Here is a 13,636-nt window from a genome sequence, read left to right on the forward strand (position 1 = left end):
ATGTCTCTTCTCGGTTTCGACGCGCTTGGCCGATGGGCGCTGGCCCAACTCCCAAGCAATGGCAATTTTGCGCTTCTGACTGCACGCGGTTCGGTCGCTCTGACGGCGCAAGCGGCAACATTTGCGACTTCAGAACCGGCGGCGGCCGCGAGCTTCCTGGCGGCAGGGATCTTGGCGACCTTCAGGGTCGCAGAACCGGCGAGCGCAGCGCCTTTTGTCTTCGTTGGTAGTGCAGCAGCATTCGGCTCCTCGCAGATGAGCTTCGGTGGCCCGTTCCTACTGGCCGGCGCAGCGACGAACTCGATGGTTCGCACAGTCGCCTCGCCAGGTGCCGTTCTTTTGTCAGGGGCGTCCGTCCCATTTTTCGCGTCGTGGGCCTCAGGATCCAGCGCATTTGCCTGGGCCGGCGGCGGTTCGACCTACGACCGCGACCACGAGGCCTGGGTTCGGCGACCCTTCGATACGATGTCATGGCAGGCCGAGGCCACGTTGCCGTCGCCAAGCTGGAGCGGTGCCGCACCTCCAGCAAGCGCCTGGGCTGCTGAATTGCAGCCGGCAAATGCGTGGACGCCCGCTACAGTTGAACACGAACCATGGACGACCGAATAATGCCGCTTCTTGCCTATGGTGAGTATCGCCCCGACGTCAGCGACTATGAGGGGCAGGCCACGCGCAACATCCTCAACGTCATTCCGCGCGGTGATGGCTATGGACCGTTTCCATCCTTCTCGGCGTATACGTCGGCGCTGCCGGCGCCGTGCCGAGGCGCGTTCTACGCGCTGAAATCCGACGGGACGGTTGTCACCTTTGCCGGCACGAGCACGAGGCTCTACCGGCTCAACAACATCGATTTCACCTGGGTTGATGTCTCCAAAGGCGGGGCGGCCTATTCGGCGCTTTCCGCCACCGCTCAATGGCAGTTTGCCCAGACCGGAAATTTCGTCTTCGCGACGCAGGCCAATGCGGTGTTGCAGATCTTCGACCTCTCGTCGTCGACGGCCTTCGCCGATGCGCTGGGTTCGCCGCCGCAGGCTGCCTATATCAGCGTGGTCGGACGCTTCCTGGTGCTGTCGGGATTGCTGTCGACGCCGTACCGAATCCAGTGGTCCGGGCTGAACAATTTCAACGCCGCGGACAGCTGGACGAGCGGAATCAAGTCGTCCGACTTCCAGGACTTTCCGGATGGCGGCATCGTCCGCGGCGTCGCCGGCGGCGAGTCCGGCATCGTCTTTCAGGACCAGGCGATCCGGCGCATGTCCTATGTGCCTGGCTCGCCGATCATCTTTCAGATCGATCGCATCACCCAGGACAAGGGCCTCTACGCGCCGTACTCGATCATCCGCGCCGGCGAGCGCATCTTCTTCTACGCCGGCCAGGGCTTTCACAAGATCGAGCCCGGCGGCGTGCCGCAGCAGATCGGACGGGAGAAGGTCGACCGTAGTTTCCTCGCCGATCTCGACAAGGGCAATCTCCAGCTCTTCATGGGGGCCGCTGACCCGCGCTCCACGCGCGTTTATTGGGCCTACAAGTCGGTGTCGGGCACGGTCGCCACCTACGACAAGCTGCTCGGTTACGACTTCCTGCTCGACCGCTTCTTCCCGGTCGCGGTGACCGGCGAGTATCTGCTCGGCATCTCGCAGACCGGACTGACGCTGGAGAACCTCGACAGTATCTCGTCGTCGCTGGATGCGCTGACGCTGAGCCTCGATGCCTACGCGACGGCAGTTCAGCCTGAGATCGCACAGTTCTCGAACGCCCATGTGCTCGGCTTCTTCCGCGGCCCCAGTCTCGAGGCGACGTTGGAGAGCCCGGAGCAGGGCACGGACGAGAACCGTATCACGATCCGCGGCTTCCGCCCGGTGACCGATGCTGCAACGCTGTTTGGCTCGGTGTCGTGGCGCGACACGCCGGCCGCAGTGGCAACGCCGGGCGCGGAGGTTCTGGTCAACGCCCGGACCGGTCGCTGTGACGTCCGACGCGACACCCGCTATTCGCGCTTCAAGATTCGTATCCCGGCCGCGACCTCGTGGTCGTTCTGCGCCGGCGTCGTCCCCGATCTCTCACCCAACGGCACGCTATGACGGCTTACGTTCCCGGCATTACCGAAACGGACCTGAAGAAGATCGTGCTCGCGATCCAGCAACTCGCGGCCGGGCGATCGAACGCCGTCGGCAGCGTGACGCTCGCGACGGGAGCATCGAGCACGACGGTGACAACGGCGAATTGCGCGGTGGGGTCGGTGCCGATCCTCGTGCCTGCGTCGGCGAATGCGGCGACTGAGGTCGGCAACGGGACGATGTATGTGGGCGCCGTCGCGAATGGTTCGTTCACGATCACGCATGCGAACTCCGCGACGGCGGGGCGGGTGCTTTTGTGGGCGGTGGTGGGGTGAGGGCGGGGCGCCGGAGACGCCCCTGACGATCACGATCTAAAGACAGCAAACATTTTACCGACCATTCCAACTAGCCGGGCTCGCATCGTTTGCGCGCAGCCGAGCCGCACAGTATTGCGCGCGTTTCAGCTCCTCATTTCAAAATCGTGAAAGATTTTCGATGGCAACCCCTGATATCCAGAATCTGTTCGAGCGCTTCCTTCAAATCTACGGAGGGCGGAGCGGCCCGACCGAGCCCGCGCGATCAGAGCCGCGTTATCGATCGTCGCAACCGGCGTACTCTGCACCTGCGGAGGTTTACGGAGGTGACGATGCTTATGCGCCCACGGGAGGAGTGCTCCGCGGATGGAGTTCACCGTCCTCGGCTGCGCCGTGGTGGGCTCAGTCCCTCGCGGGTCCAACTGGGGTGCCGGTCGGCCTACGTGGGCCACGGATAGGTGGTCGCCTCGGAGGCGTTCCCTTGCCTCCGATGCCAGTTGGGCGCGATGAGGTCGTTGAGACTCAGATCCCGCATCTGGAAAGGTTGATTCCCCAGTCGACGCGCGATTTCTGGAATGTGGTGGCGCTTCTGCCGCAGATGTTAAGAGGCCAACTGCGCGGCGATGACTGGTCAAGTGGAACCATAGAAGGAGGGGAGGGAGCTTCATCACCCGACCCTTCGCGCGTGCAGCCGCCCCGCCCTCGTGGCGGTCCGCCGCCCTGGATCATGGGCCCAGCGATATTAAACGAGGAGCGTGAACGGCAAGCCAGAACAAGTAATCAACCACCGCCGCCGGTCGATCCAAATTTCAGGCGTTTAACTCGAATCCCACCTATCGCTCTGGGCTCGGAAGGAGGCAACGTAGCAAGTAACGCCACCATACAGTCCGGCTCGGATGGTGACAGCAGGCCTTCGTCCGGCGTCCCATCTCCGCCGCTAGTGCCCGACCAGGAGCCGCCCGTCAGCACACTCGAAGCGGATACGAGCGGGAACGGTTCAGGTGGAATTGGTGGTAACAACACCGGGTCAGGCGGCAACAAGGCCGAGCGGGACAGGGAGTGTAACCAACAATGGCAGGATGAAAAAAACGACTATTGTCCCCAATTCGGTAAGTTCGCTGCCGAGTATCAAAGAAAGTGCGAGGAACAAGCAACACGACGACTTCAAGCTTGCTATCGGGATCAGAGAGAGCCCCCGAAATACTCATGGAAGGACGTTGCCGGTGAAGACTTGGAAGGCCTTCAGAGCTGGCTGAAAAAGCAAGAGAAAGCGCGCATCGCGAAAAGGAAGAAGGGGAAATGACATTCGCTCGACCGCCAAGTCAAACTTATGTGGCTCATCCCGAAGTTGTAGGATTTCATCCTTGATGGCGTTCTTATTTTGTTCTAGATATATTTGTCTGCGCATCTTAGCAATCCGAGCACAGAGAATATCGTCCTGCGGTAAGCGGTTTGCCGACAAACATTGAGGGCCTCGCCATTTCGCCTGTTCGTGACCTAATGCAGGTTTGGATGGATCAATTGGGACGGGGCGTGTCTCCCAACGACATCGTGGCTTCCATCGAAGCGCGATTTCAAGCGGCAACCGGGGAAGACCGTTACGACTTGGCGGCGCAGCTTAATACTTTCCTGGCAATTGCCTATCGAGACGAAGAGCGGCTGCGGCTCTTGGATCAGATGATGAAAGAGTTTCCTGACGATGTCCAGCTGCCGATGAACAAGGCAGAGGTGTATCTCTATTTGCCGGGAGAAATCCCTGAAGCGTTGAAGTGGATCGATGTCGCGATCGAACGCGCCGATCGTCAGGGGCGCTCCCAGAGAGAGACGCGCGGCCACAAGGCTCGCATCCTGCTGAAGCTCGGTCGTGGTGATGAATTGTCCGATGTTCTCGAGCAGATTATGGCACTCCGGTTGGGAAAGGGTGCCAACGATATCGGGCGGGAACGTGATTTCGTTGATCGCGCGCCCTCTGGATTGATCCGGAAAAATGTTCTTGATCGATACAATGAATTTCGGCCAAAGCGCTCGACGGATACCTTAGCTGACGTGCCGCCCAAATACGAACCCCCGGATGAGGCGATGTAGCGTTTGGGGATGCCGATGACGGTGATTGTGCTCCAGGAGTATGCGGCGAATCAGGGAGATCTGATTGTTCTCGTCGGCAGAAAAGTTCGTATCCCTGGTTTTCGACAAGCGGTACGACGAGGCCGAAGCCATTCTTCGCGAGCATCGAGGGGCTGTATCTGGAGACCAGATCCCTCGATTGGTCGGAGTGGAGGAGGCGCTGCGGACCAAAATCGGACAGCTTGGATCCGGTCCGAAAGCACAGCGGCGAACTCTCGCTGGTGCTGATATGGTGGCATGTGCGCTGAGGGAGCAGAACTACTGGGATGAAGCCCAAGCCATCTATCTCAAGTTAGTGGAGCTATCCTTGGAGATGAACGACGCATTCTTCCTTAATGACGCCAGGTTAAGCCGAGCAGGGTGCCTCAAGAACCTCGGGCGGATGAGCGAGTACGAACAAGCGATGGCTGAAGTACCTTCGGGGTACAGCGATCCTGATCCATGGCACTGACTGGCGGGTTGAAGACCTGCGAAGGTGATTTTGACTGGCCCGGCCTGGCGTTTCTTCCGCATTGGTGCCTTTTCTCATCTCTGATCCGAGATTTCCCCTGAGCGACCAGCATCAGGACATCGAAGCCCCCCACTGGATCCGACCGGTGAGGCCGCAGCGGATGAACCTTCTGAGTTCACCGCACGATGCTCATCGCTCCCTTCGTCTTGAAGAGCAATTGGGAATTCCAGCGGGCGCTCGTTACGCAGAGCCCAGAATGGGGGCTCATATGGCGGGACGACTACGCTATTGCGGATCTGGCTGCACGGCACTTGATCAACCGGACGATGTGCTGGGAAGGCGCCGACGGGAAGCTTACTATGGAGATTGCAGTCGGTCAGCGCATCGCGCCGTTGCGGGTCGCTCTGCGCGACGACGCCGACGATTGTACGCCCTGAGGCGCGTCCGTTCTCTCAAGCCGGGTTAGGCTGCCTCTAGGGACGACGCCGGAGAATGCGATGTTCAAGGAGCAGGCCCCGCAGGCGTGACAATCATCCAACACGAGGTCTGATTTGTTGTCCTCCACTCAACTCGTGTGCATCGATCCGAAATGCGTGCGTGAGATATGGTCATCTGCCGCTCCACTCCTGAAGCGGGCGATCGCACGGACCGGGCTTGCGGAGTTCACCACGATCGAACGCGCCATTCTTGACGGCGCCTCGTTGCTCTGGATCGCCTGGAATGGCTTCGGCATCGAGGCCGTGGCATCGACAAGTCTCGAGCAGACCGACGCGGGCAAGGTCTGCGTCATCACGGCCTGCGCCGGCGCCGGCATGACGCGCTGGCTATCTTTGATACGCGGAATCGAAGACTACGCCGAAGCAGAGGGTTGCCGGTGCGTACGAATTTTCGGACGGAAAGGCTGGGGCCGCGTTCTCGATGGATACGAAGAGACCTATGCGATCATCGACAAGCGCTTCCAGTAGTGGCGAGACGCGCATCCGGGAATGGTGATGACGATCCCGGTTTGCGCTCATGAATTTTTCAGCACTGCGTGCGACCAGGGATTGCGTTAGTTCACTATTTGTTCTATCTTGGAGGTGCCTGTGTTTTCGCAAGTGTAGAGGCCGAAGATGTCGTGGGCCGAGCGTCATTTGGATGAGGGCTGCATCGCGTGGTTCGCGAAGGTCGATGGGCGGCGATACAACTTGACGCGCGGGGATCGAGCCCCGGTGCCTCGTTGGTTTGCGAGAAGTGAGTTTGCGCTGCTCTGCTTGTTGATTGGCTTGGGCAGTCACCAATCAGCGGCACAAGAGGCGGACTTCGCCATTTTCGCTCGCGCCGCCGAATATTGTCGCGGCGATATAGTGCGGCCGATGGCATTGTCGCCAGACAAGCGCATGCTCTGCCTCGATGGCGTGATTGCATCGGACCTGGACGTTTCGGTCGCGGCAGATCTGGCGGATCGTGGTATCGCCATCGTTCGCAGCCGCGGAGGAGACCCCGCACGCGCAGTTCAATTGGCGAATGTGCTCAGAGATCGCAATGCGGTCGTTGTCGTGCGGGATTTCTGCTTGTTTGCGTGCGCCAGTTTCATCCTGCTGGCTACGTCCTGGACGAAGCCCTCGTCGCTTGGGGAGCTATCCAGCGATTTCCCGACCATGATTGTATAGGCTTCATCGAGGGCGAGGACCAGGCGGGGCCTTTTCTGACGTCGATGACGTGCTTGCGGACCAACTCTGACGAAGAGCCGGAGTGGCGCCGTTGGACCGAGTTCTATCGCGATAGAATTGCCGGTCCTGCCTTTACCGATCCGCCAGAGAGCAAGTTCATCAGACGGACACTCATGAATCTGTATCGGTCGACCGGTCAGTATCCCGCCGTGCTGTGGACCTGGAATCCTCGTCATCATGCCAGCGCGATCAAGACGAGGCTCGTCTACCAGCACTATCCGGGCAGTCAGGAAGAGGTCGATGAAATCGCGAAGCGATTGGGTCTGATCTACCGCGTGATCTACGCCCCCTAGAAAATGAGATGACAAGAAGTTTCCCGTTTGGCGAAAAAGTTCAATGGATTGTCTGCGCGGCACGCATCGACAGGTCGTCAACGATAAATTGCATTCCGTGAGAGTATAGATGACACGATCATTCAAAAACCCGAACGTACGTATACCCAATTTTGGTGTTGAAGGCGCGATGCCGCAGACGCGGCCCGGGTGGGTGGATCGCAATTGGAGAATAGTTCCGCCGACGTCGCCTCCCTGGTCGCCGCCGCCATCGCCCCCTCGGGAAGGTCCCGATCCATTCGGCGTTCCGCCGGCGACGCCATCTCCGCTGCAGCCAAGGTCGGACGAGCAACGTGCTCCGGCCAGCCGCGATTTGATCAACTGGCTGTTGGGAACGCCTCGCGCGTCCCGCGCACGGAATGGGGCAACTCCGCGGGTATCCAGTCCGGACGGGTATACGCCGGACCTCGATATGGATGCGCGCCCGTGGCAGGCCAAACCGGATCCCGGCCTTATGCAAACCCTGCCATTCAATTCGCGGCAACTGGCCGCGCTGCTGCAGACCCGACCGGAAAACCTGGTTCAGTTGGCGAGAGGGACGCCTTCAAAAGAGAAGGTCGTCCAGCCGCCGATTTTCTTTCCGTTCGACTGACAGTTTCACATTGGCTCTTTTCCCGTTCGACCAGCATTCGCGCCTGCGAAGAGCGCACTCTAATTCAAGGAATCATCGTCCATGGGCGGACAATCCACCTCCACACAGACCCAGCAATCGCAGACCACACCCTGGGCTGCTGCGCAGCCGGCGCTGCAGACAATGTTGGGTCAGATCGGCACGGGGCTCAACAACACCGGCCTGACCTCGGCGGAAACCTCCGCGCTTGACACCCTGCGGAACAACGCCACAGCGGGCAATCCCTATGCAGGGCAGATCGCAAGCTATGCGCAGTCGCTGCTGGGTGGTGGCGGCGCCACCGCCCAGGCCGGCAATGTACAGGACAACCTCGCGGCCTATCGCAACTGGCTGACGCCATATGCGAACGGCAGCATGGTTGGAAACAATCCGGCCCTGACTGCGCAACTTGCGCAGATCCGGTCGGATGTCGGCAATGACGTCAACTCGCAGTTCGCCGCCGCGGGCCGCGATTTCAGCGGCGCCAACCAGATGGCCTATGGAAGGGGCGTCGCGGCAGCTGAGGCGCCGGTGATCGCCGCGCAATATAACCAGGACGTGGCGAACCAGCTCGCCGCCGCCAATGGGCTGTACGGCGCCGGCAATACCACAGCCAACACGCTGGCTCAGATGCAGCAGACCGATCTGGCCAATCGCGGCCAGGGCGTGACCGCAGCGCAATCGGCCCTCGATGCCCAGAACTATGGAGCCAACGCCACCCTGGCGGAAGAAGCGCAGCGTCGCGGCATTCCCGTGCAGGCGCTGAGCTTGCTCGCGCAGATCGGCGTGCCGATCGCCCAGCTTGGACAGCAGGGCAATAGCACGACGACGGGGACACAGGAAAAATCTGGTGTTGATCAGTTTGCGACGATCGCCAGCGGGATCAACAGCCTGTTGAATCCATTCACCGGTCTGATGAATCCCGGCGCTGGTCGAAAGTGAGGCGAGATATGACGGTTAAAACCGACACGGAATCTACCGGCGCAACGTTCGACCTGGTCAACGCCGGCTATGCGGAGATGCCGGACCCGGACAGGGAGATCCAACATGAGCCGATTGGCAGCGACAGTGCTTCGCTGCACGATGCCGCCGTCCGGCGGTCCGGCTCGCAAGCCGAAGTCGTCGTCAGACGATATACTGACGGCGAAGGCAAGCCCGCCGCCGCAAACGAGGCGGTAACCCTCGCACGCGCTGCGCGGGATTATGCAAGCGCGGCGGCTGGCGACAGGCAGATCGCCGAGAGCAAGTCTTCGGAAGCGCTCGCCGCAAGGATCGATACGTTGCGCGCGGAAGTTGCCGTCGACGACCCCGATGCGTCGGAATTCTACGGGTTTGATCAGCCCGAGGAGGACGGTGCGCGTGATGGAGAGTCCGAAGCTCCGTCAGATGCATTGGGCGATGAGGGAAAACGTCCGACCGGGCTCGATCCGGATATCGGGCAGCTCATGCAGCACCCGGAGGTGCGTCTGGCGCTCGAGGAAAAGGTGGGCGAGGTCGAGCGCGCACGGCGGAGCTATGTCGACGGACTCGATGCGGCCATGCAGATCGCGCAAGCGAGCTTTGTGAGCCAGTTTCCGGAATTGGCCGGCCTGGCGCCGGAGCGGCTTCCGGAGGCCCTCGCGCAAATAGCGCAGCAGGATCCGGCAAAGCTGTCGCGCATCCAGGCGATCGTCGCGGGTAGCGAGCAGTTGCGTGCTCGACAGCATGACGAAATGCGGCGGGGGGCGGATGCTTCGCGGCGCGACTTTCAGAACTATGCAAAGGCAGAGGATGCCCGGCTGGAGACGCTGCTCAAGGAGGAGACGAGAGACGTCAGGCAGGCCGTGGCGCAGGAGATTAGGGCATCGGCCAAGGCCAGCGGCATTGAACCGGAGGAGCTACAGCGCCTCTTCGACAGCGAGCCGCTGATGCGCAATGCGACGTTCCAGCGTATGATGTACGACGCCGGCAAATACAGACTGATGATGAAAGCGAGGGATACCGTCACGGCAAAGCCGATGCCGCCGGTGCAAAGGCCGGGCATGGCGGCCAGCCGAGGTGAACGCGATCAGAATGATCTGCGAGCGTTGAACGCGCGGCTTTCCAGCTCAGGCGATCTCAAGGACGCGGTCGCGCTCTACCAGGCGAGGACAGGCGGTCGACGGTGAGGGAGTCTGCCCCGGGCAGCCCCGCGCGGAAAGCGATGAATGTCTTTCCCCGGCGCTGAATAGAGACGGTGTGCACACAGGATACGATTCTCATGCTGTTGCGACGTGTTTTGTCCGCCATGATTATCGCGACTGGCCTTCTCGCATCGGTCGATGCATCTGCCGGTGACTACAGCGTCTCCTATGCCTTTGACGGTGCGACGAAGGAGGACGTCTTCGCAGGAGCAACGAGCTCGCTCAACGAAGCAGGGGGCACGAAGGAATGCCAGTATGACAGGCCTTGTGCGATAGCGCTGACGAAGTCAGATCTGACGATATCGTTGAACGTACAGCGCTCGGGACGCCATAGGGTGGTCGTCTTTGCCGATGGCGGTCGCAGCCGCAGTATTGGTTGCTGCTATTTTTCGGGCGGTGAGCAGCGCGCTGAAGGCGACCTTGCTCAGCCGATGCTTTGGCTGCGCATCTACGATGGGCGCGCTCGCAGGACAAACGAAGTCGTCCAGAATATTCATTTGGGGCTTCTGTATCTCCAATTTTCAGATTTGAGATAATTCGGCGTTCGGGAGCGCCAAGGGCGCCGGCCCCTCCGATCCAATCGAGCTGCCGCCGAGCTTGTCACCGACAACCCGAGACAAGAACGAGCTGTATCTCGACCCGAACCCGGTTGCACCCCCGATGGACGCTGATCCTCATCCGCGAGAGGAGTGGGCGGTCTCGCCAACCTCCGGAGGCCTGCCGGGTAGCGGGACGACCAGGCCGGAGCGACGCATCGCGCCACCAATATTCTTCCCGTTCTAGGGCAGTCGCCGTCGATCTTCTGGCCGTACCGCCGATCCGATCAAAGTGAATCTACGACAGGACAACATACCATGAGTGAGGACGACAGAAATTTCATTGAACGCGCCGGGTCCATCACCGGCAATCTCTACGGCGAACCTATGTCAGCGGAACGGATCGCGGAGAATTTCGCGCTCTACGGACTGAAAAAGCGCGTGGCGGCACTCGAGAGGTTCGACGCCGAACTGGGCGGCGAGATCGATTCGAGTCCTCATAGTCTGCGGAAGCGTGTTCAGCTGGTCGATTTGCGCCGGCGCATGGGCAGCATCCATGAGGCGCTACGCAAAGCGAAGCGATGACCCATCCGTTGCTGAGGGCGCTCGCGCAGGCTCGCCGGCGCGATGCGCCGATGTTCGTCAAATGGTGTGAGCTGAGCGGTGTGCCCGCCTGTCCTGCGACGCCAGCGTCGGTGGCATGTTTCGTGACCGACTGTGCAGCGCTTGGCATGGATCGTCTCTGGCCGGCCGTTGAGGACATATCACGTATGCACGTGTCGCTCGGACTTGCGGATCCCACGTTGGGCGGCGCGGCTGCACGCGCGATGAGCGCAATTGCGCGCATTCAGCCGCCACGGTCTTGGCCGGGGCCATTCAAGCGACGGTTCGAGGCATTACCTTACGACATCCAGATCCATCTTGCCTCGCACGAAACTCAGCGGGAGCGCGCGCTCCGGCGTGCGCAGAACGAGGTTGCGTCCACCCGCAAGAGGCTGGCGGCGCTCGAAGCTCAAACAAAGGACGAAAAGACCAATGGCAATCAAACAGCAGCGCCCGACAAGGATTGAGGAACGCATCGAGGAGTTGCGTGCCGAAATCGACGGTATCATCGACGCGCGTGTGGCCAGGATTGCAAGCGAGAGTCCCGGCGTTCCCGCAGGCGTGATCCGCAACCTCCTCACGGCCCGGGCGCCGTCCTGTCGCTGCACCCAATATATCGAGCTGTGCGGCAAGGAGACGAAAACGCCGGACTGAAGGCCGGCAGCGATGCCCCCCTAGAAACGCGCGGCACCGACCCGTGGCGTCGCTCTCTTACATGAAGGACAAAGGATGACTCTTTACAAATGGTCTCAGACGGCCTCCGCCGATGCCACGGCGGATTCGACGATCAATTGGGCGGAGGGGCAGTCGCCCTCTAGCGTCAACGATTCGGCGCGCGCAATGATGGCTGCGGTTGCAAAATATAGGGATGACGTCGCCGGAGCTCTAGTGACGAGCGGGACCAGCACGGCGTACGCCGTCAATACGTCCCAGGTGTTTCAGTCGCTTTCGCAGATGAACGGACAAATTGTCGCATTTACTCCACATGCGACGAACACCGCGGGGACTCCTAATGTCAGTTTGAATGTGGACGGTCTCGGTGCAAGGACGATCCGTGCGGATCCGTCGAGTGAGTTGCCAGCAGGGATCTTGGTCGCTGGCACGCCCTATACAGCAGTCTACAATAGTGCTGCCGGGATTTTTTATCTTCATAACTATTACGGCAATCCCTATGGCGTCCCTGTGGGTGGGCTCCTACCGTATGTCGGAAGCAGCGCACCCAATTCATCGTTCGCCATACCGTTTGGCCAAGCGGTCTCGCGCACGACATATGCCACGCTCTTTGCCATCTGCGGAACGAGCTTTGGGACGGGCGACGGTTCTACTACGTTTAACCTCCCCGATCTTCGCAGCCGAGTGATTGCAGGCAAAGACGATATGGGCGGTTCTGGTTCATTCAGGCTCACCAGCGGCAACTTCGGAGCCAATCCCCAAGTGATTGGTGCTGCCGGCGGCGCCGAGACAAGGACCCTCGTTACGGCAAATCTGCCGCCCTATACCCCGTCCGGCTCCATTACGAATGGTGCTATTACTATCTCGCACAATGCAAACTCGGGTCTCAGCTCGACGGGTGGTGGCGGTTTCGCTTGTGGCAGCAATACGGCGGCGTCAATCAGCGCTTCGCAGGGGACGTCTACCTTTTCTGGTAGTGCCCAAGGCGGCTCCAGCACGCCTCTCGCGATAGTCCAGCCGACTCTCATTCTGTCTTACGTCCTGCGCATTATTTGAACGAAGATGTAGACGAACAAAGCGTCTGCCTACGATGTGCTGCGTCGCTCAGATCGCTGCGTTTCAATTCCTAGCCGATCGATATTGGCTTTATCCCTGCCTCTTTGAGCGGATCTACGATAGTTGCATCGCTTGATGTCGATAAGCGCAATCGCATTGGTCCAGCGAAGCACGGCGGTAGGCACCAGGTAGGCTGTCTCATAGCAGTGCCTAAATCTCCAGTCGAAGATCCATTCAATCCCAATCGAGACAACCCATGGTAGACCTGAACGCCCTCACTCGGGCGAATGCGAAGCGCTGGGCGAATGCCAAGCCGACCCGGAAAGCCGAGGCCGCCAATGTTGCTCTGCGCCTTTACAAGGCCAGGCAGCGTTACCAGGCCGTCGAGCGAGAGACCGGGGTCCCCTGGCCGGCGATCGCAGTCATTCACGAGCGCGAATCTTCCCAGGACTGGAGGGCGTCCCTGGCCCAGGGCGATCCCTGGAACCGCGTGTCGGTTCACGTGCCGGCCGGGCGGGGCCCGTTCGATTCATGGGAGGCCGCTGCAATCGACGCGCTGGCCAAGTGTTCGCCCTTTCTCGCGCGTCACAAGGACTGGTCGATTGCGGCCGCGCTGACCGCGCTCGAGACCTACAACGGCATTGGGTATGCCGTCCGCGGCGTACCATCGCCTTATCTCTGGTCGGGGACCAATCAGTACCGCGCGGGAAAGTACGTGCGGGACGGCGTCTACGATCCAGGCAAGGTCGATGCGCAGTTGGGATGCGCGGCGCTCATGATCGCGCTGATGGAGCTCGATCCCGAGATCAGTTTTGTGGGCGCGAATATCGCAAAGAGCGCGTCCGCGGGCGATTCTGCAAAGCCTTCACTGACGAACCCGTCGAGGGGCTCGATCGGCGCGTTCGTAGTCAATCTGGTCAGAGCAATTCTTCGAAGGAAGTGAACATGCGAACAATACTCGACATCATGCTCTTCGCTGCCGGCTCTGCCTCCTGCTGGTTCTGCAA

General features: G+C 60.5%; 17 protein-coding genes. All 17 read left to right on the forward strand.

Annotation, left to right across the window (positions count from 1 at the left end; translation table 11 throughout):
* Positions 1-609, forward strand: a complete 609-nt coding sequence (locus AC1RR3_RS09340) for a hypothetical protein (protein WP_492821652.1) — start codon at positions 1-3, stop codon at positions 607-609.
* Positions 609-2,081, forward strand: coding sequence for a hypothetical protein (locus AC1RR3_RS09345; RefSeq protein ID WP_492823127.1), 1,473 nt, complete (start codon positions 609-611; stop codon positions 2,079-2,081). Before AC1RR3_RS09340 ends, AC1RR3_RS09345 begins: the two co-directional genes overlap by 1 nt.
* On the forward strand, positions 2,078-2,392 hold the full coding sequence (locus tag AC1RR3_RS09350; RefSeq protein WP_492821654.1) for a hypothetical protein: 315 nt from the start codon (positions 2,078-2,080) through the stop codon (positions 2,390-2,392). The genes AC1RR3_RS09345 and AC1RR3_RS09350 overlap by 4 nt, the downstream gene beginning before the upstream one ends.
* A 1,491-nt stretch (positions 2,393-3,883) precedes the next feature.
* Complete coding sequence (locus AC1RR3_RS09355) at positions 3,884-4,456, forward strand: tetratricopeptide repeat protein (RefSeq protein ID WP_492821656.1); 573 nt, start codon at positions 3,884-3,886, stop codon at positions 4,454-4,456.
* 64 nt (positions 4,457-4,520) lie between these two features.
* On the forward strand, positions 4,521-4,946 hold the full coding sequence (locus AC1RR3_RS09360; RefSeq protein ID WP_492821658.1) for a hypothetical protein: 426 nt from the start codon (positions 4,521-4,523) through the stop codon (positions 4,944-4,946).
* A 593-nt stretch (positions 4,947-5,539) separates the two neighbouring features.
* Positions 5,540-5,911, forward strand: a complete 372-nt coding sequence (locus tag AC1RR3_RS09365; protein ID WP_492821660.1) for a hypothetical protein — start codon at positions 5,540-5,542, stop codon at positions 5,909-5,911.
* Positions 5,912-6,058: 147 nt separating this feature from the next.
* Positions 6,059-6,598 carry a hypothetical protein gene (locus AC1RR3_RS09370; protein ID WP_492821662.1) on the forward strand — a complete coding sequence of 180 codons (540 nt, stop codon included), beginning with the start codon at positions 6,059-6,061 and terminating at the stop codon, positions 6,596-6,598.
* Positions 6,599-6,771: 173 nt separating this feature from the next.
* Complete coding sequence (locus AC1RR3_RS09375; RefSeq protein WP_492821664.1) at positions 6,772-6,951, forward strand: hypothetical protein; 180 nt, start codon at positions 6,772-6,774, stop codon at positions 6,949-6,951.
* A 451-nt stretch (positions 6,952-7,402) separates the two neighbouring features.
* Positions 7,403-7,582: a hypothetical protein gene (locus AC1RR3_RS09380; protein WP_492821666.1), complete on the forward strand. Its 180-nt coding sequence runs from the start codon at positions 7,403-7,405 to the stop codon at positions 7,580-7,582.
* An 81-nt stretch (positions 7,583-7,663) separates the two neighbouring features.
* Positions 7,664-8,542: a tail fiber domain-containing protein gene (locus tag AC1RR3_RS09385; RefSeq protein WP_492821668.1), complete on the forward strand. Its 879-nt coding sequence runs from the start codon at positions 7,664-7,666 to the stop codon at positions 8,540-8,542.
* 8 nt (positions 8,543-8,550) lie between these two features.
* Entirely contained in the window at positions 8,551-9,747 is a 1,197-nt protein-coding gene (locus AC1RR3_RS09390) for a hypothetical protein (RefSeq protein ID WP_492821670.1), read from the forward strand.
* Positions 9,748-9,839: 92 nt separating this feature from the next.
* Entirely contained in the window at positions 9,840-10,298 is a 459-nt protein-coding gene (locus AC1RR3_RS09395) for a hypothetical protein (protein ID WP_492821672.1), read from the forward strand.
* A 318-nt stretch (positions 10,299-10,616) separates the two neighbouring features.
* Positions 10,617-10,883 (forward strand): hypothetical protein, encoded by a 267-nt coding sequence (locus AC1RR3_RS09400; RefSeq protein ID WP_492821674.1) that lies wholly within the window; start codon positions 10,617-10,619, stop codon positions 10,881-10,883.
* A complete protein-coding gene (locus AC1RR3_RS09405; protein WP_492821676.1) occupies positions 10,880-11,368 on the forward strand; it encodes a hypothetical protein in 489 nt (162 codons plus the stop codon). The genes AC1RR3_RS09400 and AC1RR3_RS09405 overlap by 4 nt, the downstream gene beginning before the upstream one ends.
* On the forward strand, positions 11,334-11,555 hold the full coding sequence (locus AC1RR3_RS09410; RefSeq protein WP_492821678.1) for a hypothetical protein: 222 nt from the start codon (positions 11,334-11,336) through the stop codon (positions 11,553-11,555). The genes AC1RR3_RS09405 and AC1RR3_RS09410 overlap by 35 nt, the downstream gene beginning before the upstream one ends.
* Before the next feature lie 75 nt (positions 11,556-11,630).
* The gene (locus tag AC1RR3_RS09415) at positions 11,631-12,629 is read left to right on the forward strand and encodes a phage tail protein (protein ID WP_492821680.1); all 999 of its coding nucleotides are present in this window, start codon (positions 11,631-11,633) and stop codon (positions 12,627-12,629) included.
* 256 nt (positions 12,630-12,885) lie between these two features.
* Positions 12,886-13,572 carry a hypothetical protein gene (locus AC1RR3_RS09420; protein ID WP_492821682.1) on the forward strand — a complete coding sequence of 229 codons (687 nt, stop codon included), beginning with the start codon at positions 12,886-12,888 and terminating at the stop codon, positions 13,570-13,572.
* The last annotated feature ends 64 nt before the right edge of the window (positions 13,573-13,636 follow it).

The sequence above is a fragment of the Bradyrhizobium sp. GW821-FHT13H05 genome (assembly GCF_058804065.1).